Raw genomic sequence first — 25,631 nt, forward strand, 5'->3', positions numbered from 1 at the left:
GGCATTCTATTTCCCCGCCCTCATGTCCAGGTTCACCAGCGTGCCCTGCTACTGGCTGAAGGCGGCGTCGAAGGACGTGCTCGAGGCCGGGAAGTCGAATTTCTTCAGGGCGGCCAGCGCTTCGGGGGCGCCATGGAGTCGATCCATACCGGCATCCTCCCACTCCACCGAGATGGGTCCGTCGTACCCGATGGCGGCGAGGGCACGGAAAGACGCTTCCCAGGGGACGTCGCCGCGTCCGGCGGAGACGAAGTCCCAGCCGCGGCGGGGGTCGCCCCAGGCGAGGTGCGAGCCCAGTACGGTGTTGCGGCCGGTCTGCCGGACCTTGGTGTCCTTGCAGTCCACGTGGTAGATCCGGTCCTTGAAGTCCCAAATGAAGGAGACGGGGTCGATGCCCTGCCACATCATGTGGGACGGGTCCCAGTTCAGCCCGAACGCGGGGCGGTGGCCGATCGCTTCGAGGGTCCGGACGGTAGTCCAGTAGTCGTAGGCGATCTCGGAGGGGTGGACTTCGTGGGCGAAGCGGACGCCGCATTCGTCGAAGACATCCAGGATAGGGTTCCAGCGATCGGCGAAGTCCTGATAGCCGGCCTCGATGACCTTTTCCGGAACGGGCGGGAACATAGCCACGTACTGCCAGATGGATGATCCCGTGAATCCGACGACGGTGTCCACGCCCAGTGCCTTGGCGAGCCTGGCAGTGAGCTTCATTTCCTCTGCCGCGCGCTGCCGTACGCCCTCGGGGTCGCCATCTCCCCAAACCTTGGCCCCCACAATGCCCTGGTGCCGGAAGTCGATCGGATCATCGCAGACCGCTTGGCCCTTGAGATGGTTGGAAATTGCCCAGACCTTGAGGTTGTACTTTTCCAGTACGGCGAGCTTGGAGTCGACGTAGCCGGGTTCGTCCCAGCGCCAGGCATCGAGGTGGTCTCCGGAGACGGCGATCTCCAGGCCGTCGTAACCCCAGCCCGATGCCAGCCGGGCAACTTCCTCGAACGGGAGATCGGCCCATTGGCCGGTGAACAGGGTGTAGGGGCGGGACATGTCAGGCTCCTTCGGGGGCGACTGCGTGTAGCTGGATCAGTGAGCTTTTGGCGGCCGCGGATTCCTCCACGGCAGCAAGGATGCGCTGGACGTTCAGGCCGTCTTCGAATGAGGGCGACGGCTGCCCGCCGGCGTCGATGGCGGTCAGGAAGTCCCGGATCTGATGTGTGAAGGTGTGCTCCCAACCAATGATGTGCCCCTGGGGCCACCAGGCTTCGAGATAAGGGTGTTCGGGCTCGTTAACCAGGATCCGGCGGAAGCCCTGCTCACGGACCGGGGCTGTGGCGTCCAGGAAGCCGAGCTCGTTCATGGCTTCAAGGTCGAAAAGGATAGTGCCCTTGTCGCCATAGATTTCGAGCTTGAGGGAGTTCTTCTGGCCCGTGGCCACGCGCGAGACTTCCACTGAAGCGATTGCTCCAGAGGCGAGGGTCAGCGTGGCCCAGGCGGCGTCGTCGACAGTTACAGCTTCCGGTCCGTCCGGTCCCGGACGCTGATCAACGAAGGTATGCAGACGGCCGCTGACTTCCGTGACGGCATCGCCCAGGAGGAACTGGACCTGGTCAATGGCGTGGGAAGCAATGTCGCCAAGAGCACCCGAACCAGCGGTTTCCTTTCGAAGCCGCCAGGTCATGGGGGAATCGGCGTCGGAGAGCCAGTCCTGCAGGTAGGCGGCGCGGATGTGCCTGATCGTACCGAGCCGGTTTTCGGCGATCAGTTCGCGGGCGAGGGCCAAGGCGGGAACACAACGGTAGTTGAAGCCCACCATAGATTTGACGCCGCGGGTGCGGGCTTTTGCGGCGGCTGCCGTCATAGCCTCTGCCTCGGTGACGGTGTTAGCGAGTGGCTTTTCCACGAGGACGTGCTTTCCGGCTTCCAGGGCTGCAATCGCGATTTCGGCGTGCATCCAGCCGGGGGCGCAGATGTCGACGATATCTATGTCGTCCCGCTCGATGACGGAACGCCAGTCGGTGGCAGACTCTGCCCAGCCGTATGCAGCGGCGGCTGCGGCCACCTGAGTGGCGTCGCGGCCAACGAGTACCTTCTGTTCGAACGCGGGAACGTCGAAGAAGCTGGCCACATTCCGCCACGCGTTCGAGTGGGCCTTCCCCATGAAGGCGTAGCCGATGGCCGCAACTCCCAGAGGTCGTTGCGGGAGGCCGGGGCCCTGGTCAGTATGGGCGGGGGTGGTCATAGGTATGGTTCCTTGCTATTTGCTGGGGATTTTAGAGGGTGGCGGTTTCCGGTGCCCAGTCCTCGGGGAGGGCAGCCGAGGCGGGTGCGGTGCTGTTGACGTCCACGAACGAGCCGGATTCCACTGATTCGGCGATCGCGACCATGGTGTCCAGTACGTGGTAGCCAAGGTCCCCGGTCGCGCGGTGCGGAACGCCGGCGCGGATGGCACGCGCCATGTCCAGTGCCCCCATTCCGCGGCCATTGGCCGGACCGGTGGACGCGATGATCTCGGGTTCTTCCGCGCCCGGACGCCAGAGCTTCAGGTCGCCATCGAAGTAGTTCGGGTCCGGAAGCGACAGGGTCGCCTCTGATCCGGTGATCTCCAGGAATCCCATGCGTTGGCGCGGGGACTCGAAGCTGAACACGCTGTGTGAGGACTGCCCGCCCTCGAACTGGGCCATCGCGGACACATGCGTCGGGACCTCGACCGAGAATTCCTCGCCTGCCTTTGGACCGGAACCAATAATGCGGGTCGCCTTTGCGGAGGAGCCGGTTGCGGCCACCTTGCGGACCGGGCCGAACGTCTGGACCAGGGCCGTGATGTAGTACGGACCCATGTCGAACAGCGGGCCGGCGCCATGCTGGAACAGGAAAGCAGGATTCGGGTGCCAGGATTCCGGGCCGGGCGTCTGGAACGCGGTCATGGCGGTGAGCGGTGTGCCGATGTCGCCGCGCTCGATGATTCGGCGGGCGGTCTGCAGGCCGGCCCCCAGGAACGTGTCCGGGGCGGTGCCCAGGCGGATGCCGGCCGCGTCGGCCAATTTGAGCAGGCCCAGGCCGGATTCACGGTCCAGTGAGAACGGTTTCTCGGTCCAGACGTGCTTGCCGGCGCTAACCGCTGCAGTCGCGACCTCGACATGCGCCGCAGGGATGGTGAGGTTAATGATCAGTTCGACGTCGGGATGGTTCAGTGCCAGCTCCGGCGCGCCCCATTCCGGAACACCGTACTCCTCAGCGCGTGCCTTCGCCGCCTCGGCGAAAAGGTCCGCGATGACCAGGACCAACAGGTCAGGAAAGGCCGTCAGGTTCTCCAGGTACTGCTTGCTGATGTTGCCTGCACCGATGACGGCGACTCCGACGGGGCCCTTACGTTCTGACGGGGAGAAAGCGGTACTCATGCCCCTGCCTCCGGTGTAACAGTTCCTTTGGCTGCGGGAAGGCCGGCGGCGGTCAGATAGTTGAGGCTCTCGGTGATGCCTTCAAAGATATCGCCGGAGTAGTCGTCGAATTCAACGACGCCGACTTCCAGGGACCTGGCGGCAGCGATGACCTCCAGGACGGGAATAGTGCCTTGGCCGGCGGGTTGCTGCGCCTTGTTGTCCGTGGTGGCCGGGCCGTCCTTGATGTGGATGAGTTTGACGCGGTCGCCCAGGCGGGTCAGAAGTTCAACCGGGTTCTGTCCTCCGACAGCAACCCAGTAGGTATCCACTTCAAGGACGAGTTCCGGGTCCAGGAGTCCCTCGAAGTACTCCAAAGCAGTTTTACCTTCAATGGTGGACTGCAACTCCCAGGCATGGTTGTGGTAGCCCACCCGGATCCCGTACTTCGCACCTTTTTTGGCTGCTGCGTTGAGCTTCTCCGCGGTGCCCTGGATGGTTTGTGCGTCCTGCCAGTGCTCTGCCGGAAGGAAAGGATCGATGACGGTGGCGATGCCCAGTTCCTTGGCGGCGGCGAAGATCTCGTCTTGGTCCTGGCTCAACAGCGGAGCATGACCCGAAGGGGCGGTGAGGCCGTTTTCCCTGAGGGCAGCCCCGAGCTCCTTGGCTGTTGCTACGAAATTGTATGGTTCGACCTGCGTGAAGCCGATCTCCGCGACTCTCTTGATGGTTCCAGGAAGGTCCTCCTGCATAGCGTCGCGCAGGCTGTACAGCTGGATGGAGTAAGACATTTATTTCCTTTATGTAGTCATCGTCATTGGTGTGAGTGATGATGTGACGCGATCTGCGGGGCGCCGGCGCCGGGGGGGTCTAAAAAGCCGGTGTAAGAGTGAACCTACTTCACCGCGCCGGACGAAAGTCCTGCAACCAAATGTTTCTGAACAAGAATGAATCCGATCAGCACCGGCAGGCTGACTACCACGGACGCTGCCATGAGTTGGTTCCAGAAAACATCCGATTCACTGGCATAGGCCTTGAGGCCAAGGGAAAGAGTCTTGGTGGCCTCATTCGTCAGGACCGAGGCGAACAACACCTCACCCCAGGCAGATATGAAGGAGTACACCGCCACCGCAATAATGCCGGGTTTGGCCACCGGGAGAATGACGCGGAAAAGGGCGCCCATGCGGCCTGTCCCGTCAATCATGGAAGCCTCCTCAAGCTCTTTGGGAATGGAGGCGAAGTAGCCGCTCAGCATCCAGATGGCGAACGGCAAAGTGAACGTCATATAGGTGATGATCAGGCCCAGGTACGAACCCTGCAGCTGCAGGCCCGTCATGTTCCGGATCTGGGTGAAGATCAGGTACAGCGGGAGCAGGAACAGGATGCCCGGGAACATCTGCGTGGACAGGACGGTCAGGCTGAAGGCACGCTTTCCCTTGAACTGCATCCGGGCAATTGCATAAGCGGCCAGGACAGCTACCGTCACCGAACAGGCCGTGGCGCAGATGGTGATGATGAGGCTGTTCTGGAAGTACTTTGCCAACGGAACTGTAGTCCAGATGTCCAGGTACGGCAGGGCAGTAAGTTCGCGGGGGATCCATTGGAACAGCCCGGAAACGTCTTTAAGCGGCTTGAGCGAGGTGGAGACCACTACATAAAGCGGGATAGCCACCCATAGGGACAGGATGGTCAAAACGATGTTCCGTAGAATCCGGAAGTTACGGGTCTCAATCATTGTCGGCTCCCTTGGGCAGCACCATGCGGATGTAGAAGACGGAGGCAATGAACAATGCGATCAGCAGCAGCACGCTCATGGCACCGCCCAAACCGAAGTTCCAGCTGCCAAAGGAGTTCTGGTAAATCAGCGGGGATATGAGGGTGGCTTCCTTGGGTGACGAAGCTCCAAAAAGAACGAACGGGATGTTGAACTGGTTGAACGTCCAAAGCGACATCACCATTAGAAGCACGCCGTTTGCGGGCCGGACCATGGGCAGGGTGATCTTCTTGAACTGCTGCCAGAGCGAGGCACCATCGATGGCGGCCGCTTCATAGACGTCTGTAGGGACGTTCTGCAGGGCAGCCATCAGCATGAGGAAGGCGAATGGCCACAGCTGCCACACGTTGACTACCACCATCGCGGCGAAAGCGTTCTCGCCCAACAGCCAGAACGGCCGCTCGTCGCCAAACAAGTGGAGGGTGTCCACCAGGAACTGATTCACGGCGCCATCGCGCTGGTTGAACATGAAGGCCCAGGCAATGGTGCCAACATAGGCAGGCAGTGCGTACGGGACCAGGAAGAACGTGCGAAGCAGTGCCCGGCCCTTGAAGTTGGAGGAGAGGAAAACAGCACCTGCCATGCCGAGCACCCAGGAAAATCCCACCACCAGAATGGTGTAGCCCAGCGTGCGGCCCACGGTGCTGAAAAACGCCTGGCCGATGGTGCTTTCCGGGTTGAGGCCGTTGATGAAGTTCTGCAGCCCAACGAACGGGGCGTTAAGCCAGTTGGTGAGGTTGAGCTGCGTGAGCGAGATAAAGGCGATCCAGATGCCCAGGAGCATGGGCCCAATGTGTATGAGGAGCTCCAGGATCGCGGCCGGGAGTATCAGGCCGTAGGGCAGGAATGTACGGCGCCGTTTACGTACCGGTGGTGCGGTGGTGGCTCGTGGCTGGCCGGGTTCAGGCTCAACGGCAACTGTGCTGCCTGCGGCGGATGGACCGTCGTCCACTGTTGAATGGGACATGGAATCTCCTTTGCCGGGGTGGGGGCACCGCTCGCCGGCGACGCCCCCACCCGCTGGGCCTGGTTACTGGGCCGCAGCCATCTGGTTGTTGGCGTCCTTCAGGGCCGAACGGATGTCGTCCTCGGAGACGGTGCCGGTCGCTGCTTTGGCAAAGAGGTTCTTGATTGCCGTGCCGGTGAGGGTTTCCATCTGGCCCTCCTTGGCGATCAGCGGCATGGGCACGGAGTGGTTGGCCAGCGCATTGTTCTTTGCCTTGACTTCCTCAGTCTGGAACGCCGCATCGCTTGCTGCCGCGGTGACAACCGGTAGCGAAGAGTACGCCTTGTTGAGGGCGATCTGCTCTTCGTCGGTGGTCAGGAAGGCCGCCAGTTTGATGGCGTTTGCCTTGTTGTCGCTGTTCTTAAAGATGCTCAGGTTGATTCCGGCCACGTGGCTTTGCGTGCCGCGCTCGCCGGTTGCTCCGGCGGTCATCATGGGGATCGGCGCAACTCCCCAGTCCTTGAAGTCGCGGGCTGCGAAGTTCTTCAATGGGCTTTGATCGAACATCATGGCTGCCTTGCCGTTAATCAGGTTGTCCACCTTCTGGCTGCCCTGGCTCAGCTCAGCGTCCGAGGGCGACATCACCTTGTGGGTGGCCATCAGATCCACGAACTGCTTAACACCCTCCACCTGGGGGTCGCTGTCAAAGGTGGGCTTGCCATCGCTGTCGAACAGTGTGCCGCCGTTCTGGAGGCCCCGGATGAAGGCCTGGTGTGAGTTGGCTGAGACCGACGCTCCGGCTGCCGTGAATCCCCACTGGTCCGTTTTGCCGTCTCCGTTGGTGTCTTTGGTGAGTTTCTTGGCTGTCTCTACAAATTCCTCCCACGTAGTGGGCGCCTTTTCGATGCCGGCTTCCTCGAACAACTTGGTGTTGTAGTACATGTTGTACGCCAAACCGTAGAGTGGCACCGACGTGGGCGTCTTGCCCTCAGCACCGCCTGTTGACCAGCTGGTCTGAAGGAAACGGTCCTTGCCCCCGACGGCTTCCAGGAACTCACCTTCCACCGGCTCAAAAGCACCCGTCTCCTGAAGGGTCACCGCCCAGGTGTTGCCGATGTTGAGGACGTCAGGACCGTCGCCGCTGGTGACCGCGGTGAGGATGCGGTTGTAGAGGTCCGTCCAGCTGATAACTTCCAGCTGCACCTTCACACCTGTCTTTTCCGTAAAGCGGTCCAACGTGGGCTTCAGCTTGGCCGCGGTGTCATCCAGGCTGTTGCCCTGGTCCGATGCCCAGTATGTGATGGTGTCACCACCCGACTGCGCGTCATCGCCGCCACCGCATGCGGACAGGCCGAATGCCAGTGCTGCGGTTGCAGCAACTGCTGTCAGGACTTTTAAGGGATTTTTCATGATGCTCCGTTTTCTCGTCGTTGAGCTGGTGCTGGTGGTATCAGGCCTAAAGCGTTGCTGCCGTGGGATCCCAATCCTCAGGCAGTGCAGGCACCTTTGCGGCGGAACTTTCCACATCCACAAATGCCCGGTTATCGATTGACTCTGCGATAGAGGCCATGGTGTCCAGGATGTGGAAAGCCAGTTCACCCTGCGCCCGATGCGGCCGTCCCGCACGGATGGCGCGGGCCATCTCCAGTACTCCTGCGCCGCGGCTGGCAGTGGAGCCAACAGATGGGACAGTAGTCCAGTCATCGGAGCCGAGGGCACAAATCCTGACATCGCCGTCGAAGTTGTTCGGGTCCGGAAAAGCGATGGTTGCCTCGGAGCCGGTGATTTCCACGAATCCTGCGCGCCTGAACGGGGAATCGAAGCTGAAGATGCTCTGCGACGATTCTCCATTCTCAAACTCGAGGATGGAGCTGACGTGTGTGGGGACTGTGACCTCAAACGTCTCTCCAGCCTTGGGCCCCGAGCCAATCACGCGTGTTTCCCGTGACTTGGAACCGAATGCTCCGACCTTGCGGACACTGCCGAACGTTTGCACCAGCGCGGTCAGGTAATACGGTCCGATATCGAACAGTGGACCGGCTCCGTCCTGGAACAGAAAGGCGGGATTCGGGTGCCAGGATTCAGGGCCGGGTGATTGCATCAGTGTCAATGCGGTCAGGGGAGTGCCGATGTCGCCGCGCTCGATCATACGTCGGGCCGTTTGCAGCCCGGCGCCCAGGAACGTGTCGGGTGCGCATCCAAGCCTGACGCCCGCCGCGTCAGCAGCCTTGAGCAGGCCTAAGCCACTTTCGCGATCCAGTGAGAACGGCTTTTCGCTCCAGACATGCTTGCCGGCGTTCACGGCCTGGGTAGCAACTTCCACATGCGCTGCGGGGATGGTCAGATTGATGACAATCTCCACCTCGGGGTGCCCGAGGACAGCGTCGATCCCGCCGTGTATGGCAATTCCATACTCGCCGGCCCGCGTAGCGGCAGCCTCTTCGAAGAGGTCCCCGATTGCCACAACGCGAATGTCAGGGAAGCTGGTGAGATTGTCCAAGTATTGCTTGCTGATGACGCCGGCGCCGATGATGCCGACACCTACCGGGCCTGACCCCAGCGGACCAAAGGCAGCTCCTGCCGCGTGGCTCATACGGATACCTTCCCCGCGCTGAGGTAGTTATAGCTGTCCTGTACGGCTTCGAACATGTCGCCCTTGAAGTCATCGAGTTCCACCACGGCTGCTTCGAGGGAACCTGCCGCCTCCAGCACGTCCCAAATGGGCATCTGGCCGGCGCCGACGGCGAGTTGGCTCGACGGGTCCGAAGTGACAGGGCCGTCCTTGATGTGAATAAAGGTGACCCTGTCGCCCAGCCGGGCCAGAAGCTCGGCAGGGTTCTGGCCGCCGACTGCCGCCCAGTAGGTGTCCAGTTCCAGCACGACCTCCGGGTTGAGGTGGTCGGCCAGGTGCTCGAGGGCAGTCCTGCCGTCAATGACTGACTCAACTTCCCACCAGTGGTTGTGGTAGCCCACCTGTACGCCATACCCGGCGCCCTTGGCCGCAGCCGCGTTCAGCTGTTCAGCAGTCGCCGTGATGTCTTCGATCGTGTTCCAGCGCTCGATCGGAACGCTTGGGTCTATCACCGTGCCGATGCCAAGCTGCTGAGCCGCAGCAAAGATCTCATCCTGGTCGCCACTGAGCAGGGGAGCATGGCCGGACGGGGCAGTGAGGTTGTTTTCGGCCAGGGCCCGCTTTAGTTCGTCGGCTTTGGCGACGAAGCGGTAGGGCTCGACCATGGTGAAGCCGATGTCGGCCAACCGCCGGATGGTTCCGGCAAGGTCCTGCTCAAGGGCCTTCCGGACCGTGTACAGCTGAATGGAGTAGGGCACTGGCTCTCCTCGTAATGGTGGGTTGACGGCGGCCCCTGTTCCCCGATTCGCGCTTAGGCCAGGTGACATCGCTCACACATCAACTTAGGGGGACTTTTGCCGAGCGTCAAGCAAAAGTTGGAATAACTCTGGCGGTTTTCTGCTAAATGACACGCATAAGCAATCGTGCTTCACTAAAGGCATGACTTCAGCACCCGGAAACGACGCCGGACCTTCGTCCCTCGCGGAGGCCGGCAACCTTTCGCGTGCTGGAAATCTCTTCCAGCTTCTCAGGGACGGTCGAGCCCGCACACGCGCCGAACTTGCCCTTACAACGGGCCTCGCCCGCTCCACCGTTGCTTCCCGGATCGACGCCCTCATCAGCGCCGGTCTGGTTGGCCCGGCCGGTGAGGCGAACTCCAGCGGCGGCAGGCCGCCGTCGCGCTTTGCCTTTAATCCCGCGGCACGCGCTGTGCTGGCCGTTGACGTAGGCGCCACGCACGTGATCGTGGCTGTGACGGATTTGAGCGGGAGCGTCATCGTGGAAAAACGTCTGGCGCAGGAGGTCGCTGACGGCCCCGAAGCGGTGCTGAACCGGGTTATCCGGGAAGGGACAGCCCTTCTCACCGGGACCGTGTGGGGCCTGGAGCAGTTGGCCGGCGTCGGAATCGGGCTGCCGGGCCCGGTGGAACACCACACCGGAAAACCCGTAAAACCGCCCATCATGCCTGGCTGGGACGGGTTCGACGTCGTCACGTACGTCCAGCGCTCGCTGGCCGTTCCCGTGCTGGTGGACAACGACGTGAACATCATGGCCCTGGGTGAGCGGACGGCGCACTGGCCCATGGAAGACAATTTCCTGTTCATCAAGGTGGCCACCGGCATCGGCTCGGGCATCATCAGCAACGGGGAATTGCAGCGCGGCGCCAACGGTACCGCCGGGGACCTGGGCCACGTCCGCGTTCCGCGTGGCGACGACGTCCTATGCCGCTGCGGCAATTTCGGCTGCCTGGAAGCGCTCGCCTCAGGCCCGGCACTGGCTGCGGAGTTGAGCCGGCGGGGCGTGCCGGCAGCGAAAGGGGCGGATGTCCTGCGGCTGGTTGCGGAAGGCAATCCTGAGGCCGTCCATGTGCTGCGCCAGGCAGGCCGGGATGTGGGGGACGTGTTGGCGACGGTGGTAAACCTGCTGAATCCGTCAGTAATCGTGATCGGAGGAAGCCTGGGTCAGGCCGGCGAACACTTGATGGCCGGAGTGCGCGAGGTGGTCTACCGGCGCTCACTGCCGCTGGCCACCACGCACCTGCGGATTGCGCCCTCAATCGCCGCGGACCAGGCCGCCATCCTGGGGGCCAGTCAACTGGTGACGCAGTATGTGTTATCCCCCGCGGCCATCGAGGCAAAGCTGCAAACGTCTTGGCTCAGTCCAGCCGGCGGTGTCAGGGGCTGATCACGCGGACAGGCTTGCCCGCCAGCCATGCTGTGACATCCTCGAACGCCCCACCGTAGAACTCCCGGTAGCTCTCCCGGGTGACATATCCCAGATGGGGTGACAGCACGGTGTTTGGTGCGGCCAGGAGCGGATGCCCCGGCGGTAAAGGTTCCTGGTCAAAAACATCCAGCGCGGCTCCGGCAATCCATCCTTCGGAAAGCGCCCGGACCAGATGGTCCTGATTGACCAACGGGCCCCGGGCCGTGTTGACCAAAATACCTTCCGGCCCGAGCAAGCGCAGTTCTTCCTCGGTCACTGTGTTTTCCGATCGCTCGGAAAGGCGCAGATGCAGGGTCGCAACGTCGGAAAGCCGGAACAGCTCAGCCTTGGTGACCAGCCGCGCTCCGGCCTCTTTTGCGGCCTCCGCCGTGAGGTTTTGGCTCCATGCGAGCACCTCCATACCGAAGGCATTGGCGTAGCCCGCAATCCGGCGGCCGATCTTGCCCAGTCCCACAATCCCGAGCGTCTTCCCGGCCAGTTCGAAGCCCACGCTGGTCTGCCAGATGCCCGCCCGCAGGGAACGTTCCTCCGCAGTGAGGTTCCGTGCGGCGGCAAGCAACAGGGCCCAGGTCAGCTCCGGCGCCGCAGCGGGGGAACCCGGCGTGCCACACACAGTGACGCCGTTCTCCTCGGCAGCTCCGACGTCGATCGCGGCATTTGCCATCCCGGTGGTAACCAGGAGCTGCAGGGCGGGAAGTTGTTCCAGGACATCCCGGGGGAATGCAGTGCGCTCACGCATGGCGATGATGATTGTTACCCCGGCAAGTGCCGCCGCCATCGCCTCCTGGGATGGAAAGGGCTCCCGGAAGGTGATGACCTGGACACCGTCCTGCTCCAGTGCGGTCCAGTCTGCGAACCCCTGGGCCACATCCTGGTAGTCATCGAGGATTGCAAGACGGTGCTTCATGGCGTGCCCTTCATTCCGTGGTGGCTTTCATCGTAGAGCAGCGTTAGGCGTGTGGACGGGAAATCAGGCAGTCACCGGCGTGATAGCAATATGGTGATGAATGAAAACCCACCTCCGCCGCGCAACAAGTTCCTGTCCAGGATGTCCGGCGGGGCAATCCTGATCGCCTGTATTGCGCTCCTGGCCCTGAACCTTCGTGGTCCCTTTGTGGCAGTTGCGCCCGTGGTTGGCCTGATGCAGGCGGACCTGGGGTTTTCACCCGTTCTCTTGGGCCTGCTGACCAGTATTCCGGTGCTGTGTTTTTCGCTTGCAGCGCCCTTGGCATCGCTGGCCGCCCGCAAGTATGGTGCCGAATTTGCCGTAACACTCACCATCCTGGGCGTGCTGGCCGGGGTGGCGGTACGTTCGGCAGGCGGCCCTACTATGGTGATTCTGGGCACGGTGGTGATTGGCCTGTCCATCACCATTGGCAACATCGCCGTTCCGCTGATCATCCGGCGCGACTTCGCCGCACGCCGGCAGGGGACCGCTATGGGTGTTTACACAGCGGCCCTCAATATTGGGTCCTTCCTGACGTCCGTGGTCACTGCGCCATTGGCGGAGCTGGCGGGCTGGCGCATGGCGCTTGCCTCCGTTGGGATCTTTGCGGTGGCGGCGATTGTGGCCTGGATCCTGGCCGCCGGACCCCGCCGGGCCCTCCTGCCGCAGGGGATTACTCATGACGGAGACCCCGACGCCCGCAAAGACGCCGTCAAGGGTTCGGGATGGATCACGGCCGGCCTCACCGCGGGCTTCGCCGGGCAGGCGTTTTCCTACTACGGTGTTACCGCCTGGCTGCCCAGCTACCTCAACGCCGAACTGGGAATGTCCGCTTCCGCAGCAGGCGCCGGATCTTCGCTTTTCCAGTTGCTGGCGATCGTGGGCGCGTTGGGAGTGCCCTTCGCGGCTAAATATTTCAGTACGACGACGACGGCGGTCACCCTGGGCGTGCTCTGGCTTGCGGTACCGGCGGGGCTGCTGATGGCGCCCGGGCTTTGGTGGTTTTGGTGCGTCTCCGGCGGGGTGGCCCAGGGCGGCGGGATTACCCTGATCTTCCTCGCCATCATCCGGTTGGCCCGGGACCAGGCTTCCGCGGGCCGCATGTCCGCCACCGTGCAGGGGGTCGGTTACTGCTTTGCCGCTGTAGCGCCGCCGCTGGTGGGTTTCGTCTACAACGCCAGTGACTCCTGGACGCCCGCACTGCTGGTGGTGCTGGTCTCTGTGCTGACGTTCTTCGTGTGCACCACTCTGTCAGTGCGGCTGGTGCCAAAGGGCCGCTGATGTGCCGGTGGTCGAGCCTGTCGAGACCAGGTTTCGCCGGGCCGGCTCCCCGGATTTCGGGGTGCCTGTTGCGAAGGGCGTGCCGGCCCGGCTCACGTGCCGGTGGTCGAGCCTGTCGAGACCAGGTTTCGACAGGCTCAACCACCGGAGATGTTAGGCCGCAGCGAGTTCCTCTGCTGTAGCTTTTTCCCGTGCTTCGGTGAGGTAGCGGGCGTAGGCGGGCAGGGTGAGGAAGGACGGGAACTCCGGGCTCATGGTGACTTCCTCGAAGATGTCCCGGGCGTCCTCGAACCGGTCGCCGTCGAAGCGCTCCAGACGGGTGAACTCCTCCTCGAGCAGTTCGCCCACCCATTCGTGGGTGACGATCTCGCCGTCGTCGGTGATGGCCCGGGCATACATCCACTGCCACAGCTGGGAACGCGAGATTTCCGCGGTGGCGGCGTCTTCCATCAGGTTGTGGATGGCCACCGCACCGTTGCCGCGCAGCCAGGACTCAATGTAGCGGATCCCAACCTCCACATTGTTGCGGATACCCTTCTCCGTGATGGTGCCCTCAGTCGCGGTGATGTCAATGAGTGCGGCGTCATCCGGGGTGACGTCTGCGCGGAGACGGTCCAGCTGGTTGGAACGGTTGCCCAGTACGCCGTCGAACACTTCGCGGCAGATGGGCACCAGGTCCGGGTGCGCCACCCAGGAGCCGTCGAAGCCGTCGTTGGCTTCGCGGGTTTTGTCTGCATGGACCTTCTCCAGCGCGATCGCGTTGGCTTCCGGATCCTTGCGGTTCGGGACGGCGGCGGCCATTCCGCCGATGGCCATGGCGCCGCGCTTGTGGCAGGCGCGGACCAGCTGCTCGGTGTAGGAGCGCATGAAGGGCTGGGTCATGGTCACCTGGGCCCGGTCCGGCAGGACGAAGCGGGGCCCGCGGGTGCGGAAGTTCTTGATCAGCGAGAAGATGTAGTCCCAGCGTCCGGCGTTCAGGCCGGCGGCGTGATCGCGCAGCTCGTAGAGGATTTCCTCCATTTCGAATGCTGCGGTGATGGTCTCGATCAGGACCGTAGCGCGGATGGTGCCCTGCGGGATGCCCAGCAGATCCTGAGCGAGGACGAAGATGTCATTCCACAGCCGTGCCTCGAGGTGGTTCTCGATCTTAGGCAGGTAGAAGTAGGGGCCCTTGCCCTGGGCCAGCAGACGGCGGGCGTTGTGGAAGAAGAACAGTCCGAAGTCCACGATTCCGCCCGCGATGGGTCCGCCGTCGATCATCATGTGCTTTTCCGGCAGGTGCCAGCCGCGCGGCCGCACCACAATGGTGGGGAGTTCGACGTCGGTGCGGAGCCGGTATTCCTTGCCCTCGTCAGTGGTGAAATCGATCCGGCGCTCCAAAGCGTCAATGAGGTTCAGCTGGCCCTTGATGACGTTCCGCCACGTCGGGGTGGAGGAGTCCTCCATGTCCGCCAGCCAGACCTTTGCCCCCGAGTTCAGGGCGTTGATGGTCATCTTCTTATCCACCGGCCCGGTGATTTCGACCCGGCGGTCCTCCAGCCCGGGCGCCGGGGGAGCGACCCGCCAGGTGTCGTCGTTGCGGATGTGTTCAGTCTCGCGGAGGAACCGCGGGTCCTGGCCGGCGGCAATGTCGGCCCGCCGGGCCCGCCGTGCCTGCAGCAGTTCCTGCCGCCGGCCAGCGGTGGCCCGGTGCAGCTTTGCCACAAACTCCAGCGCATCAGGAGTAAGAATCTCGTCCTGCCGGCAAATAGGCTGCGCGGTCAACGTAATGCCATTCATGGTGAAGCTGTCAGTGAAGGTGTTCATTTTTCTGTCTCCTTAAAGACGAAAAGGGAAGTTCGACGGCGGCTAGCGGCACGTTGGCGACTACGGCACAAGGCCGAAGGAGCCGGTAACGCGGCAGCGTGCGTAAAAGGGGCCCTGTGGCCGGCTTCGTCCTCGCTCAGCGAGGTAAGAAGCCGGCCATGGGCAATAGCACGCCGAGCGATGCCGGTCCGAAGGCCGGACCCAAGAACCGCCGTCGGGGTGGGCCCACGGCCGCCGGGTTCCCTCGCGACCTTGTGAGTGGAGGGGGCGGCTGGGGATTAGTGGAACTGGCCTTCTTCGGTGGATCCCACCAAGGCGAGTGTTGACGCGTTCGGATTGAGCGCGGTAGCGATGTCGTCGAAGTAGCCGGTGCCGACTTCGCGCTGGTGCTTGGTTGCGGTGTAGCCGCGGGATTCGGAGGCAAATTCCTTTTCCTGGAGTTCGACGTAGGCGCTCATGCCTTCGCGGGCGTAACCGTGGGCGAGGTCGAACATCGAGTAGTTCAGAGCGTGGAAACCGGCCAGGGTGATGAACTGGAAGGTGAAGCCCATGGCACCGAGTTCGCGCTGGAACTTGGCGATGGTGGCGTCGTCCAGGTGCTTGCGCCAGTTGAACGACGGCGAGCAGTTGTAGGAGAGCATCTGGTCCGGGAACTCGGCCTTGACGGCCTCGGCAAACCTGCGGGCCAGCTCCAGGTCCGGGGTGCCCGTCTCCATCCAGATGAGGTCCGAGTACGGCGCGTAGGCCTTAGCGCGGGCGATGCAGGGTTCGATGCCGTTGCGGACCTTGTAGAAGCCTTCGGCAGTGCGGACCGGCTGACCCCCTTCACGGAGGATGAACTCCTGGTCCCGTTCGTCAACGTCGGAGGTGATGAGAGTGGCTGCTTCGGCGTCGGTGCGGGCGATGATCACCGAGGGGGTACCGGCGACGTCGGCCGCGAGCCGGGCGGCGTTGAGCGTCCGGACGTGCTGCTGGCTGGGGATCAGGACCTTGCCACCGAGGTGCCCGCACTTCTTCTCCGAAGCCAGCTGATCTTCCCAGTGCACACCGGAGGCGCCGGCCTGGATCATGGATTTCATGAGTTCGTAGGCGTTCAGCGGGCCGCCGAAGCCGGCCTCGGCGTCGGCGACGATCGGGACCAGCCAGTCCTCAACGGTCTGGATGCCTTCGGCGAATTCGATCTGGTCAGCCCGCAGCAGTGCGTTGTTGATCCGGCGGACCACGGTGGGAACCGAGTTGGCCGGGTAGAGCGACTGGTCCGGGTAGGTGTGGCCGGAGTTGTTGGCGTCGGCGGCAACCTGCCAACCCGAAAGGTAGATGGCGCGCAGGCCTGCTTTGACCTGCTGGACGGCCTGGTTTCCGGTGAGTGCGCCAAGGGCGTTGGTGTACTGGCCGGTGGCGTGCTCTTCGGTGAGCTGCTTCCACAGCTTCTCCGAGCCACGGCGGGCCAGGGTGTGCTCTTCGGTCACGCGGCCGCGGAGGCGGACCACATCCGCTGCCTTGTAGTCTCGGGTCACACCTTCCCAACGGGGATTGGCAGCCCACTCGAGCTCCAGTGCGGCGGCCTGTGAAGTTGCGTCCTGGCCGGAAGGCTGCTGGGTGGGCTCAAATGCTGCAGTCATCGGTAATCTCCTTGTTTATGCCGGTTGTCCCGGTGGTTGAGCTTGTCGGTTCCGGTGGTTGAGCTTGGGAAACTCTTTGCTAATCACTACTTTTCAGCACTTACAACCCCTTAGATAGACCAAAAGTATGGAAAGAAACGCACTTCTTCACGTATTCTTCATAAATGTCGCCTTCAAGCTGGAACCGCACCGCCATAGCCACCGCGTCGTCCGCATCCTCCGCAGATCTGGACGCCATCAGCCTGGGCCGCCGCATCAGGCACCTGCGTAAGGAAGCCGGGCTGACGCTCGACGGCTTGAGTGCCGCCGTCGGGACTGCGCCCAGCCAGTTAAGCCTGATTGAAAACGGCAAGCGTGAGCCCAAGCTGGGACTGCTCCAGCAGCTCGGCGCGGCCCTGAACGTAGGCATCGACCAGCTGTTAGGAGCAGAGCCGCCCAACCGCCGCGCGGCCCTGGAAATCGAGCTGGAACGCTACCAGCGCAGCCCGCTCTACGAGTCCCTTAATCTGCCCAAAATCCGTATCAGCTCGCGGCTTCCCATGGATGTGTTGGAGTCCATGGTGGGCCTGCAGCAGGAGCTTGAGCGGAAGCTGAATGAACAGATCGCCACCCCCGAGGAAGCCCGCCGGGCGAACAGTGAGCTGCGCGCCATGATGCGGGAGCGGAACAACTACTTCCCCGAATACGAGGCGGAGGCGCAAAAGGTGCTTGCCGGCGTCGGGCATACCCATGGTCCGCTGTCCCAGCACGTGATCGCGGATATCGCCGGGCACCTGGGCTTCACCCTCCACCACGTGAGCGATTTGCCGCATTCCACCCGCTCGGTCACGGACCTTAAGAATCACCGAATTTACCTGACCCAGGGCGGGCGCAGCGATCACGACCCCCGTTCGGTGCTGCTGCAGGCCCTGGGCCACTACGTCTTGGGCCACCAGACGCCGTCCAGCTATGCCGATTTCCTGATGCAGCGCGTTGCCACCAACTATTTCGCTGCGGCACTCCTGTTGCCGGAGAAAGCTACTGTCGAGTTTCTGCAGCGTGCCAAGCAGGCCAAGGAAATTGCTGTGGAAGACATCCGGGACGCCTTCGCTGTGAGCTATGAAACGGCGGCGCACCGGTTCACCAACCTCGCCACCCAGCACCTGGACATCCGCACACACTTCCAGAAAACGCACCAGAGCGGCATTATCTACAAGGCATATGAGAACGACGGCGTGACGTTCCCGCAGGATCACACGGGTGCCATTGAGGGCCAGCCGTCGTGCAAGCAGTGGACGTCGCGGGTGGTCTTCGACGTGCCGGACAAGTTCAGTGCCTACAGCCAGTACACGGACACCCCTTCCGGTACGTACTGGTGCACTGCGCGGACTGAGCGCTCAGCAAACGGCGAGTTTTCCCTTTCCGTCGGGGTCCCGTACGCGCACGTGAAGTGGTTCCGTGGCAGGGACACCACGGAACGCTCCAAGTCACTGTGCCCGGATGAAAGCTGCTGCAAACGCCCGCCCATGGAACTGGCCTCGGAATGGGCCGGCAACGCGTGGCCGTCCGCCCGGGCCCACTCGCACCTCCTGGCCGCGATGCCGCCGGGTGCGTTCCCCGGGGTGGACGAGACCGAGGTTTATTCGTTCCTGCAAGCGCATTCGGGAAGCTGAGGAAACCGTGAGCACCAGGAATCTTGCCAGGATCATCGCTGTGGCTGCTGCTGCCTCGATGACTGCCTGTTCGTCGGCCCCGCCCGCCGTGCCGCATTCCACACCACCCGCTTTGGAGATTGCCGACGTCGAGCGCCTATCAGTTTCTACGGAGGACTACACGGCCGAACTGGAGGCTTTCCGGCAGTCGTCCCTCAAGCTGGGAAGCGCCCTTCTTGCCGACGGCGGCGGTAGTACCGTCGGGAACGTGGTGGCCTCGCCGGCCAGCCTGCTGATCGCGCTCTCCATGCTGCGGGCAGGTGCTTCCGGTGAGACCGCCGTCGAAATGGACCAGGTGCTGGGGCTTCCGGAGAAACGCGACGGGGGGATGAATGCGCTGCTCGCCTCCCTGGAAAAGTACGACGGCGACCCCTCCTCGGTGGACGAGGAGGACCCGCCGCGCAAACCGGTGATGCATCCCGCGAACGGGCTGTTCATTGACCGCGACGTGCCCACCGGTGAGGAGTATCTGGACGTCCTGGCCAGGCACTACGGCACCGGCGTGTACCGTGTGGATTTTGCCGACCAGGCCGTTACTGAGCCGACGATCGATTCCTGGGTGGAAGAGCATACCGGCGGCCGCATCAAGAAGGCCCCGGTGCGGTACCAGCAAAACTTCACCCTTACGCTCCTCAATACCCTGTACCTGGCTGCTGCCTGGGACGCGCCGTTCGAGCCCGAGGCCACTGCTGAGCTCCCGTTCACCACGGCGGGCGGTGAAACGGTGGACGTGCCCACCATGGCCGGGTATGTGCGGGCCGCCTATGCCGAAGGTGACGGCTGGCGGGCCATCGACCTGCCGTATGCGGAAGGTTTCGCCATGCGGTTGATCCTGCCGGACGCCGATGCGGCGCAGCAGGTTCTCGACGCCGATGCCTTGGGGCAGGTGGCTGACGCACTGGAGGGCGTGACGCCGTCGAACGTTGCTCTTGATCTGCCCAAGTGGGACCACGAGAGCAAGTTCGAACTGATGAAGGTCCTGCGGGAACTGGGCCTGGACACCATGCTGTCCACCACCACAGACTTCGACAACATCCAGCGTGGGGCTTTTGTCAGCGCCGCCGCCCAGGCCGCCAACATCACCGTTGCCGAAAAGGGCACAGTTGCCGCCGCTGTAACGCAGATCGCCATGGAGGTGAGCGGGGTTGTTGAACCTGACGTGAGCATTAGTTTCGATAGGCCGTTCGAGTACCAGATAGTTCATCTGGAGACCGGCATGCCATTGTTTATGGGGAAGATCGGCGACCCGCGATAGTTGCGTGGTGCGCCCTAACGTCTGGCGCTGCGCCGGCGCATCAGGGCACCGTAGCCCGCGAAGAGCCGGGGCACCACCACGTAGACGGCCGCCGGAACCACTACCAGTGTGAGCACAAAGGACCGCAGTACCGGATGCCACCCTTCCATGAACGGTGCTGAAGCCATCATGGCGATCGCAACCAGCGGAAAAATGGCCAGCCAGGTGATGACGGCCCGGATGTGGATGGACGGTCCGTTGGGTGCTGGGGCGGGAGCGTCTGCCGCGAGGGTGGTGGATTCGGGGCTGGGCATGCTGTTCACGACAATCTCCAACTGTCTAGTTGCATTTGATGAATGCGACTCTAGTCCCGCCATTGCCCAAGTGCAACTGGTTAGTTGGGAATGCGTAAGATGGGTTCATGGCCTGGAATGTTGAACGCACCAAGGAACTGCTGCTAACCGCTGCCACGGCCGAATTCAGCGATAAGGGCCTGGCCGGCGCACGCGTGGACCGGATCGCAGCTGCTGCCGGCGTCAACAAAGAGCGGATCTACCAGTACTTCGGTAAGAAAGACGATCTCTTCGATGCCGTCCTGGCGGCAGAAATGGTCCGGGTAATGACAGAGGTGCCAATCCAGGGGCATGGGCCGGCAGCCTTCGGCGACTACGCCGGCCGCCTCTTTGACCGGCACAGCAGGGATGGCGTGCTGCCGCGGCTGCTCTTCTGGGAGGGCCTGGAGCGCGGCCGGGACACTGTGGACCGCGCCACCAGGGCAGATCATTGCGCCACCAAGGTAGGCCAGGTCCAGTCAGTCCTGCCCGGCATCCACCGGGCTGACGCGGCCGAGCTGCTCCTTACCGTCGTGACGCTGTGCGATGCCTGGGTAGCACTGCCGCAGGTGGACGCGCTGATGGCGGGGGATGCGCCGGACCGGGCGGGCCGGCGTCGTGCCTTTATTGTGCGGACGGCAGCCCTCATGGCCGAAGCGCTGCTCGCCGAGGCTGCGTCCTAGCGGGCGCCGCCCTGCCACAGTGCGTCAAACGGAGCGCCCGAGGCCACGCGGTTTCTGATGCCCGCCGTAACGAACTCCTTGGCAGTGCGGGCGGCCTCCAGCGGAGTGGCGCCCTTGGCCAGTTCGGCGGTCACGGCCGCGGCGAGTGAGCACCCGGCACCTGAGACGGCCACCTCGCCAATCTTGGGCGTGGACAGGACTTCCAGCGTCTCACCGTCGTAGAAGACGTCGACGGCGTTTGGGCCTTCCAGCCGCACCCCGCCCTTGGCGAGGACTGCTGCGCCGCTCAGCTCATGGATCTTCACGGCTGCGGCCTTGAGGGATTCGACGTCGGTGATCACCAACCCGGACAGCGATTCGGCCTCGAAGTGGTTGGGCGTGACGAACGTGGCCAGCGGGAGAATCTGCGCCTTGAGGGCCTGGTCCGTGTCCAGGGCGTGCCCCGGTTCCTGGCCCTTGCAGATGAGGACCGGGTCCAGAACCACGTTGGTGAATGCGCCTGCGGACAGTGCATCGGCCACCGTCGAAATGGTGGCAGGACTGCCCAGCATGCCGATCTTCACCGTGTCCATTACTGTCGGTGCGCCGGACCCGGCGCCGTATGCCGCCGTCGTAGCTTCCAGTTGGTCCGCGATGACCTGCTGGTCCACGGGCACAAAGCGGTGGTTCCAGTTGTCCAACGGGTTGAAGGAGACGATGCACGTCAGGTTGGCGATGCCGAAGACGCCAAGCTCCTGGAAGGTCTTCAGGTCCGCCTGGGCGCCGGCGCCGCCAGTGGCTTCGGAGCCTGCGATGGTCAGGACCACAGCAGGAAGAGCGGGGGCGGACAGGGTGGATGCGGCTGCAGCTGGTACAGAAGTCATGGTTCTATCCTGCCATCCGAAGGCACGGTGCCGGGTTCGGAAACAAGCCCGACGTTGTCATCGGGTTCCTTCGCGGGCCCCGCGTGGGAGAATTGTCCGACCAGTGCTAATACAGCCGGTGCCGCGTGATGATCCGGGTACCGAGCGAACCACTACGAATGGACAATCCCCATGCCTTCATCCCCGGGCTCTGACGCCCTGCCCCAAGCCGTCAACACCGGCTCCGCCCCTGAACCCGCTGCCGCCCGTGCAGCTTCTGTCGGGAGCGGCGTCAAGTTTGCCTCGATCGGCTCGCCATACTTTGGAATCATGCTGGCGGTCATGGCGGTGGTGCTGATCCTCTCCAACATTGGCGCGTCCAAGGGCGTTGCAATCGGGCCGATCATCACTGACGGCGGCTTCTTCCTCTTCCCCTTGGCCTACATCCTTGGCGACGTCATCAGCGAGGTTTACGGCTTCAAGGTTGCCCGCAAGGCCATCTTCACCACGTTCGCCCTGTCGGTGTTCGCGTCGCTCTGTTTCTGGATCATCATCGCCCTGCCGGGTTTTGACGACGAGTTCGGCATCTCCAAGCAGGCCGCCCTCGAAGGAGCCCTTGGCCCGGTACCGCAGATTGTGCTCGCCTCGCTGCTGGCATTCCTGGCGGGCCAGACCATCAACTCCTGGATCCTGGTGAAGATGAAGGCCCGTTCCGGCGAGAAGTCCCTGTGGGCGCGGCTGATGGGTTCCTCAGGTGCCGGCGAATTCGTGGACACGCTGATCTTCTGCAGCATCGCGGCGTCAGTCATCGGCATCACCGACTTCGCGACGTTCCTGAACTACGTGCTGGTGGGCTTCGTCTACAAGACCCTCGTCGAGTTCCTCTTCGTTCCCGTAACGTCCCTGGTCATCGGGTGGGTCAAGAAGCGCGAGCCGAGTTACGGCGTCGTCAGTTCCTGATAGTCCCGCCGTTTCACCGGGCTCGCTGGAACGCTGCCACCCCGGCGCCACGGAGGACCGGCGAGCCCGACGGCGGCACTCGCCTCGGGCGCCTACGAGTAGTACTGCGCCAGGGTCTGGGCCTTGAAGTCGAAGAAGGTGCCGGATTCGATGGCCAGGCGGGCGTCGTCCACCATTTTCACCACGAAGCGCTCGTTGTGGATGGAAATCAGGGTGGCGGAGAGCATCTCCTTGGCCTTGAACAGGTGGTGGATATAGGCGCGGGAGTAGTTGGTGCAGGTGTAGCAGTCGCAACCATCCTGCAGCGGGCCGAAATCGCGCTTGTATTTGGCGCCGGACAGGTTGAACCGCCCGGAAGGGGTGTAGAACGCTGAATTACGGGCGACACGGGTTGGGGAGACGCAGTCGAAGGTGTCGGCGCCGTTTTCGATGGCCGTGAAGATATCGTCCGGTTCGGAGATACCCAGCAGGTGGCGCGGCTTGTTCTCCGGAAGTTCCTCATTGCACCAGCGCACAATCGTTCCCAGGTTTTCCTTCTCCAGCGCGCCGCCGATGCCGAACCCGTCAAACGGCATGGCGCCCAGGTCCCGGCAGGCCTTGCGGCGCAGGTCCTCGTACTGGGCGCCCTGGATCACACCGAACAGCGCCTGGTAGGGCTTGCCCTCGCGCGAGGATGTCAGCCTGAAGTGCTCCTCGATGCAGCGCAACGCCCACAGGCGGGTGCGCTCCAGCGACTCTTCCTGGTAGCCGCGGGAGTTCTGCAGGGTGGTCAGCTCATCGAAGGCGAACATGATGTCCGCGCCGATCTGATGCTGGACCTGCATGGAAATCTCAGGGGAGAACCGGTGCCGGTCGCCGTTCAGGTGGCTCTTGAACCAGACGCCGTCGTCGTCAATATGGGCCAGGCGCTCCTTGCCGGGAGCTACGGCGTCGTCGGGTCCCGAAGCATCAACGGATTTCATGTCGATGACCTTCTTGAACCCGGAGCCGAGGCTCATCACCTGAAACCCGCCGGAGTCGGTGAAGGTAGGGCCGCTCCAGTTCATGAAGGCGCCCAACCCGCCGGCCTCATCAAGGATGTCCGCGCCGGGCTGGAGATACAGGTGGTAGGCGTTAGCCAGGAGGGCCTGGGCGCCGAGCTCCGCCATGGACTCCGGAAGCACGGACTTGACGGTGGCCTTGGTTCCGACGGCGATGAAGGCTGGCGTCCTAATCTCACCGTGCGGGGTGGTGATGGTGCCCGTGCGGCCAAGGAATTCGCCGCCATTGGCGTCAACTTGGGCAGCGGACGGCGTGCAGCTTTCGGACAGCCTGGTTCTTACGGTGAACGAAAACTCGGACTGCCTCGGAGAACCAGCGGGTGCCACCGGGGAATCCGTGGTCAGGGAGGACCCTGACGAGGCCGGAACGGCAGGTGAAACGGCGGGGGCAAGAGAAGAAGCAGGTTCGGCTGGCACGGTTCCAGTCTGCCAGCAAACCGTGCCGATCCCTCAGCGGGCAGCTTGAGATGTGGGGTAGTTCTCAGCCCGCCACCCGTCCCACAGCGACTGGATGGATCCCAGCTGGTGGGCCCCAAGCTCGTACGTGGAAGCAATGACCATGGCACCGCCGTCAGGCCTGACGTTCTCGATGACCGGCTGGTCCGCCACAATCAGCAAACCGTCCCCGTGCTGCGCGTAACTGTGGACGGTCAGGCCTATCTGGTGCTGGCTGCGGAACCAGACCTTGCCGGAGATCTCCTCGCCGGTGGCCAGCGTCAGCTCATAGGGTTCGCCCGGTTCGGGGGTTTCGGAGAGGCCCAGCTTGTCGATAGTGGATCCGGACCCGCCCGGGAACTCGAAGAACAAGGTGTGCCGCTTGCCGTGCGGATGGCGCTCCAAGGCGAAGCGGAGCTGATGGAGGAACGTCAGCCAGCCCTGGGTGATGTCCTCGTCCCAGGCCGCCCACTCCGAGTTATGGTCCACACCGGCCCGGGTGACTTTGACCAAAGTGCCTTCCGGTACCGGCTCCAGCTCAAAGACATCGCCGCCGTGAATGGTCAACTGCGTATGGTCAGAGGCCTCAACAACATCGTCGTTAAAGTAGATCTCGTTGATCTCGGCGGCAAGGCTGTCAGCATCCCAGCCGTGCCATTGGGCAACCTTGGCCGGTTCACGCAGCATTTCCCAGACCTGCCGCGCGTCAGCATTGATTACTACGCTCAGTTTGTTAGTCATAGCCCGAATCTACAACTGAAGCGATGCCCGTTGTAAGGGTTGGTTCCTGCCCGGTCGGTATCAGCCCCGCACGGCCTCAAGCTCATTGGCAATCCGGCGCTCCAGCTCTCCGGCCCCGAAGGTCTCCGAACCACCATGGGCACGCAGGAACAACAACGATTCCAGCCGGAGAAGCCGCCATTCACGTTCGGCATCGTGGTTGGAGTTGTCGATCGAACGGAATATTTCCTTGTCGTACAGATTGGGCTCGTTGAGTGAACGCTGCCTGACTTTAGCGTTCATCCGCGCCTTGAACGGGTCAGTCTCGCGGGATTCCGGGCTCCGGAGCAGTTTCTCGTACACAGCGGCCCGCTCCGGCTGCCCATCCTGCCTGCAGATGTAGCTGGACAGCGCCAGCGACGCCTGCACCGAGGCCCAGCGCCCCGGATTCCCGTCGTAGGGCAGCACGTTGAGTAGATCCGCCACAACCAGCGCGCCGTCACCGTCCTTGAGCGTGATGAACAGCTCATGGGAAAGGTCGCTGAGGTCCTTGAGGCAACTGCCCGATTTTGGGTTAATCCCCTTGGCCAGCTTGTCCGCCAGCAGCAGGACGCCGATCGAATCCTGATGGTTCTGAGCCACGGACTCCACCACGGACTCCGGTGTGCCGGCAGGCTCAGGAATCAGGGCCAGTTCCACCTCGGTCGCGATGGGGACTGCAGGTGCGGCCACAGGAAGAGGGGGGACGACGACGGCGGCAGGCGCTGTCGCGGCTCCCTCGCCGTCCTGCCCGTCGCTGTCCTGCCCCTCGGCAGGCAGTCCCGCCGGCGAACCCTCACTTCCATCAAGGTTCCCCTTGGTGAAAAGGGGGGTCACGGCGTCGTGCGTTTCCTGGACAATCTTGACTTCGGAACCCGAAGCGATGCGGACGGTCCGGCCATCCACGAGCGTGGCGACGACGATTGCGGGGGTGCCGTAGTCGTCCGCATCAATGTGGATTTCCTGGACTTCGGCGCTGGAGACGGCATCCGGAAGAAGCAGGCGGTCTCCTATGCCCAGGGTTCCAGCCTGTTGGTTCCGGTATTGCGGTTCGGCTGGGGTTTGAGTCATCGGAAATCCTTTGGTTCTCTTGCGGTCCGCCCACCAG

Annotated in this window: 23 protein-coding genes; 6 read left to right on the top strand and 17 right to left on the bottom strand. The window is 63.1% G+C overall.

Going from position 1 to position 25,631, the window contains the following annotated elements; genetic code table 11:
• Positions 1-48: 48 nt before the first annotated feature.
• The 9 genes from ACWA13_RS03420 to ACWA13_RS03460 all read right to left on the bottom strand — a co-directional run bounded on the left by ACWA13_RS03420 (position 49) and on the right by ACWA13_RS03460 (position 9,424).
• Positions 49-1,044 carry a sugar phosphate isomerase/epimerase family protein gene (locus ACWA13_RS03420; protein WP_463936778.1) on the bottom strand — a complete coding sequence of 332 codons (996 nt, stop codon included), beginning with the start codon at positions 1,042-1,044 and terminating at the stop codon, positions 49-51.
• A gap of 1 nt (position 1,045) precedes the next feature.
• Positions 1,046-2,236, bottom strand: coding sequence for a Gfo/Idh/MocA family protein (locus tag ACWA13_RS03425; protein WP_463936779.1), 1,191 nt, complete (start codon positions 2,234-2,236; stop codon positions 1,046-1,048).
• Positions 2,237-2,267: 31 nt separating this feature from the next.
• Complete coding sequence (locus ACWA13_RS03430; protein ID WP_463936780.1) at positions 2,268-3,395, bottom strand: Gfo/Idh/MocA family protein; 1,128 nt, start codon at positions 3,393-3,395, stop codon at positions 2,268-2,270.
• Positions 3,392-4,165: a sugar phosphate isomerase/epimerase family protein gene (locus ACWA13_RS03435; protein ID WP_463936781.1), complete on the bottom strand. Its 774-nt coding sequence runs from the start codon at positions 4,163-4,165 to the stop codon at positions 3,392-3,394. The genes ACWA13_RS03430 and ACWA13_RS03435 overlap by 4 nt, the downstream gene beginning before the upstream one ends.
• A gap of 104 nt (positions 4,166-4,269) precedes the next feature.
• On the bottom strand, positions 4,270-5,109 hold the full coding sequence (locus ACWA13_RS03440) for a carbohydrate ABC transporter permease (protein ID WP_463936782.1): 840 nt from the start codon (positions 5,107-5,109) through the stop codon (positions 4,270-4,272).
• Positions 5,102-6,115, bottom strand: coding sequence for a carbohydrate ABC transporter permease (locus tag ACWA13_RS03445; protein ID WP_463936783.1), 1,014 nt, complete (start codon positions 6,113-6,115; stop codon positions 5,102-5,104). Before ACWA13_RS03445 ends, ACWA13_RS03440 begins: the two co-directional genes overlap by 8 nt.
• A 63-nt stretch (positions 6,116-6,178) precedes the next feature.
• Complete coding sequence (locus ACWA13_RS03450) at positions 6,179-7,504, bottom strand: ABC transporter substrate-binding protein (RefSeq protein ID WP_463936784.1); 1,326 nt, start codon at positions 7,502-7,504, stop codon at positions 6,179-6,181.
• Between the two features lie 46 nt (positions 7,505-7,550).
• Positions 7,551-8,687: a Gfo/Idh/MocA family protein gene (locus tag ACWA13_RS03455; protein ID WP_463936785.1), complete on the bottom strand. Its 1,137-nt coding sequence runs from the start codon at positions 8,685-8,687 to the stop codon at positions 7,551-7,553.
• Complete coding sequence (locus ACWA13_RS03460; protein ID WP_463936786.1) at positions 8,684-9,424, bottom strand: sugar phosphate isomerase/epimerase family protein; 741 nt, start codon at positions 9,422-9,424, stop codon at positions 8,684-8,686. Before ACWA13_RS03460 ends, ACWA13_RS03455 begins: the two co-directional genes overlap by 4 nt.
• Before the next feature lie 181 nt (positions 9,425-9,605).
• Here ACWA13_RS03460 and ACWA13_RS03465 point away from each other — a divergent pair, with 181 nt between their 5' ends.
• Positions 9,606-10,850 (top strand): ROK family transcriptional regulator, encoded by a 1,245-nt coding sequence (locus ACWA13_RS03465; protein WP_463936787.1) that lies wholly within the window; start codon positions 9,606-9,608, stop codon positions 10,848-10,850.
• Here the strand turns inward: ACWA13_RS03465 and ACWA13_RS03470 are convergent.
• Positions 10,840-11,799 carry a D-2-hydroxyacid dehydrogenase family protein gene (locus ACWA13_RS03470; RefSeq protein ID WP_463936788.1) on the bottom strand — a complete coding sequence of 320 codons (960 nt, stop codon included), beginning with the start codon at positions 11,797-11,799 and terminating at the stop codon, positions 10,840-10,842. The genes ACWA13_RS03465 and ACWA13_RS03470 overlap by 11 nt on opposite strands.
• A gap of 96 nt (positions 11,800-11,895) precedes the next feature.
• On the opposite strand from ACWA13_RS03470, the gene ACWA13_RS03475 reads away from it, so the two are divergent.
• Positions 11,896-13,119 carry an MFS transporter gene (locus tag ACWA13_RS03475; RefSeq protein ID WP_463936789.1) on the top strand — a complete coding sequence of 408 codons (1,224 nt, stop codon included), beginning with the start codon at positions 11,896-11,898 and terminating at the stop codon, positions 13,117-13,119.
• A 153-nt stretch (positions 13,120-13,272) separates the two neighbouring features.
• Here ACWA13_RS03475 and aceB read toward each other — a convergent pair whose 3' ends face one another.
• Together aceB and aceA are read right to left on the bottom strand one after the other, a co-directional pair.
• Complete coding sequence (aceB, locus tag ACWA13_RS03480; protein ID WP_463936790.1) at positions 13,273-14,925, bottom strand: malate synthase A; 1,653 nt, start codon at positions 14,923-14,925, stop codon at positions 13,273-13,275.
• 278 nt (positions 14,926-15,203) lie between these two features.
• Complete coding sequence (aceA, locus tag ACWA13_RS03485) at positions 15,204-16,547, bottom strand: isocitrate lyase (protein WP_463936791.1); 1,344 nt, start codon at positions 16,545-16,547, stop codon at positions 15,204-15,206.
• 164 nt (positions 16,548-16,711) lie between these two features.
• Between aceA and ACWA13_RS03490 the strand changes: the two genes are divergently transcribed.
• Both ACWA13_RS03490 and ACWA13_RS03495 read left to right on the top strand, forming a co-directional pair.
• Entirely contained in the window at positions 16,712-18,199 is a 1,488-nt protein-coding gene (locus tag ACWA13_RS03490) for a helix-turn-helix domain-containing protein (RefSeq protein ID WP_463936792.1), read from the top strand.
• 7 nt (positions 18,200-18,206) lie between these two features.
• Positions 18,207-19,493, top strand: a complete 1,287-nt coding sequence (locus tag ACWA13_RS03495; protein ID WP_463936793.1) for a serpin family protein — start codon at positions 18,207-18,209, stop codon at positions 19,491-19,493.
• Between the two features lie 14 nt (positions 19,494-19,507).
• Here the strand turns inward: ACWA13_RS03495 and ACWA13_RS03500 are convergent, their stop codons facing one another.
• Positions 19,508-19,786 (bottom strand): hypothetical protein, encoded by a 279-nt coding sequence (locus tag ACWA13_RS03500; RefSeq protein ID WP_463937813.1) that lies wholly within the window; start codon positions 19,784-19,786, stop codon positions 19,508-19,510.
• Positions 19,787-19,893: 107 nt separating this feature from the next.
• On the opposite strand from ACWA13_RS03500, the gene ACWA13_RS03505 reads away from it, so the two are divergent.
• Entirely contained in the window at positions 19,894-20,487 is a 594-nt protein-coding gene (locus ACWA13_RS03505) for a TetR/AcrR family transcriptional regulator (protein ID WP_463936794.1), read from the top strand.
• On the opposite strand, the gene ACWA13_RS03510 is transcribed toward ACWA13_RS03505, so the two are convergent.
• Positions 20,484-21,350, bottom strand: coding sequence for a hydroxymethylpyrimidine/phosphomethylpyrimidine kinase (locus tag ACWA13_RS03510; protein ID WP_463936795.1), 867 nt, complete (start codon positions 21,348-21,350; stop codon positions 20,484-20,486). The genes ACWA13_RS03505 and ACWA13_RS03510 overlap by 4 nt on opposite strands.
• Positions 21,351-21,521: 171 nt before the next feature.
• Between ACWA13_RS03510 and ACWA13_RS03515 the strand changes: the two genes are divergently transcribed.
• Positions 21,522-22,289: a queuosine precursor transporter gene (locus ACWA13_RS03515; RefSeq protein WP_463936796.1), complete on the top strand. Its 768-nt coding sequence runs from the start codon at positions 21,522-21,524 to the stop codon at positions 22,287-22,289.
• A 92-nt stretch (positions 22,290-22,381) separates the two neighbouring features.
• Here ACWA13_RS03515 and tgt read toward each other — a convergent pair whose 3' ends face one another.
• From tgt to ACWA13_RS03530, 3 genes are all read right to left on the bottom strand, one after another.
• On the bottom strand, positions 22,382-23,674 hold the full coding sequence (gene tgt, locus ACWA13_RS03520; RefSeq protein WP_463937814.1) for a tRNA guanosine(34) transglycosylase Tgt: 1,293 nt from the start codon (positions 23,672-23,674) through the stop codon (positions 22,382-22,384).
• 105 nt (positions 23,675-23,779) lie between these two features.
• Positions 23,780-24,505 carry an SRPBCC family protein gene (locus ACWA13_RS03525; protein ID WP_463936797.1) on the bottom strand — a complete coding sequence of 242 codons (726 nt, stop codon included), beginning with the start codon at positions 24,503-24,505 and terminating at the stop codon, positions 23,780-23,782.
• 60 nt (positions 24,506-24,565) lie between these two features.
• Entirely contained in the window at positions 24,566-25,594 is a 1,029-nt protein-coding gene (locus ACWA13_RS03530) for a DUF6707 family protein (RefSeq protein WP_463936798.1), read from the bottom strand.
• Positions 25,595-25,631: the final 37 nt, after the last annotated feature.

The organism is Pseudarthrobacter sp. TRD_SC_9, assembly GCF_055361265.1.

What these genes read in the sequence shown, in the direction of transcription:
- aceB (WP_463936790.1), bottom strand. Translation starts at nt 14,925, where the DNA reads ATGAACACCTTCACTGACAGCTTCACCATGAATGGCATTACGTTGACC.
- ACWA13_RS03490 (WP_463936792.1), top strand. Translation starts at nt 16,712, where the DNA reads ATGTCGCCTTCAAGCTGGAACCGCACCGCCATAGCCACCGCGTCGTCC.
- ACWA13_RS03435 (WP_463936781.1), bottom strand. Translation starts at nt 4,165, where the DNA reads ATGTCTTACTCCATCCAGCTGTACAGCCTGCGCGACGCTATGCAGGAG.
- ACWA13_RS03530 (WP_463936798.1), bottom strand. Translation starts at nt 25,594, where the DNA reads ATGACTCAAACCCCAGCCGAACCGCAATACCGGAACCAACAGGCTGGA.
- ACWA13_RS03500 (WP_463937813.1), bottom strand. Translation starts at nt 19,786, where the DNA reads ATGCCCAGCCCCGAATCCACCACCCTCGCGGCAGACGCTCCCGCCCCA.
- ACWA13_RS03510 (WP_463936795.1), bottom strand. Translation starts at nt 21,350, where the DNA reads ATGACTTCTGTACCAGCTGCAGCCGCATCCACCCTGTCCGCCCCCGCT.
- ACWA13_RS03445 (WP_463936783.1), bottom strand. Translation starts at nt 6,115, where the DNA reads ATGTCCCATTCAACAGTGGACGACGGTCCATCCGCCGCAGGCAGCACA.
- ACWA13_RS03450 (WP_463936784.1), bottom strand. Translation starts at nt 7,504, where the DNA reads ATGAAAAATCCCTTAAAAGTCCTGACAGCAGTTGCTGCAACCGCAGCA.
- ACWA13_RS03420 (WP_463936778.1), bottom strand. Translation starts at nt 1,044, where the DNA reads ATGTCCCGCCCCTACACCCTGTTCACCGGCCAATGGGCCGATCTCCCG.
- ACWA13_RS03470 (WP_463936788.1), bottom strand. Translation starts at nt 11,799, where the DNA reads ATGAAGCACCGTCTTGCAATCCTCGATGACTACCAGGATGTGGCCCAG.
- ACWA13_RS03505 (WP_463936794.1), top strand. Translation starts at nt 19,894, where the DNA reads ATGGCCTGGAATGTTGAACGCACCAAGGAACTGCTGCTAACCGCTGCC.
- ACWA13_RS03525 (WP_463936797.1), bottom strand. Translation starts at nt 24,505, where the DNA reads ATGACTAACAAACTGAGCGTAGTAATCAATGCTGACGCGCGGCAGGTC.
- ACWA13_RS03430 (WP_463936780.1), bottom strand. Translation starts at nt 3,395, where the DNA reads ATGAGTACCGCTTTCTCCCCGTCAGAACGTAAGGGCCCCGTCGGAGTC.
- ACWA13_RS03425 (WP_463936779.1), bottom strand. Translation starts at nt 2,236, where the DNA reads ATGACCACCCCCGCCCATACTGACCAGGGCCCCGGCCTCCCGCAACGA.
- ACWA13_RS03475 (WP_463936789.1), top strand. Translation starts at nt 11,896, where the DNA reads ATGAATGAAAACCCACCTCCGCCGCGCAACAAGTTCCTGTCCAGGATG.
- ACWA13_RS03455 (WP_463936785.1), bottom strand. Translation starts at nt 8,687, where the DNA reads ATGAGCCACGCGGCAGGAGCTGCCTTTGGTCCGCTGGGGTCAGGCCCG.
- aceA (WP_463936791.1), bottom strand. Translation starts at nt 16,547, where the DNA reads ATGACTGCAGCATTTGAGCCCACCCAGCAGCCTTCCGGCCAGGACGCA.
- ACWA13_RS03515 (WP_463936796.1), top strand. Translation starts at nt 21,522, where the DNA reads ATGCCTTCATCCCCGGGCTCTGACGCCCTGCCCCAAGCCGTCAACACC.
- ACWA13_RS03440 (WP_463936782.1), bottom strand. Translation starts at nt 5,109, where the DNA reads ATGATTGAGACCCGTAACTTCCGGATTCTACGGAACATCGTTTTGACC.
- ACWA13_RS03465 (WP_463936787.1), top strand. Translation starts at nt 9,606, where the DNA reads ATGACTTCAGCACCCGGAAACGACGCCGGACCTTCGTCCCTCGCGGAG.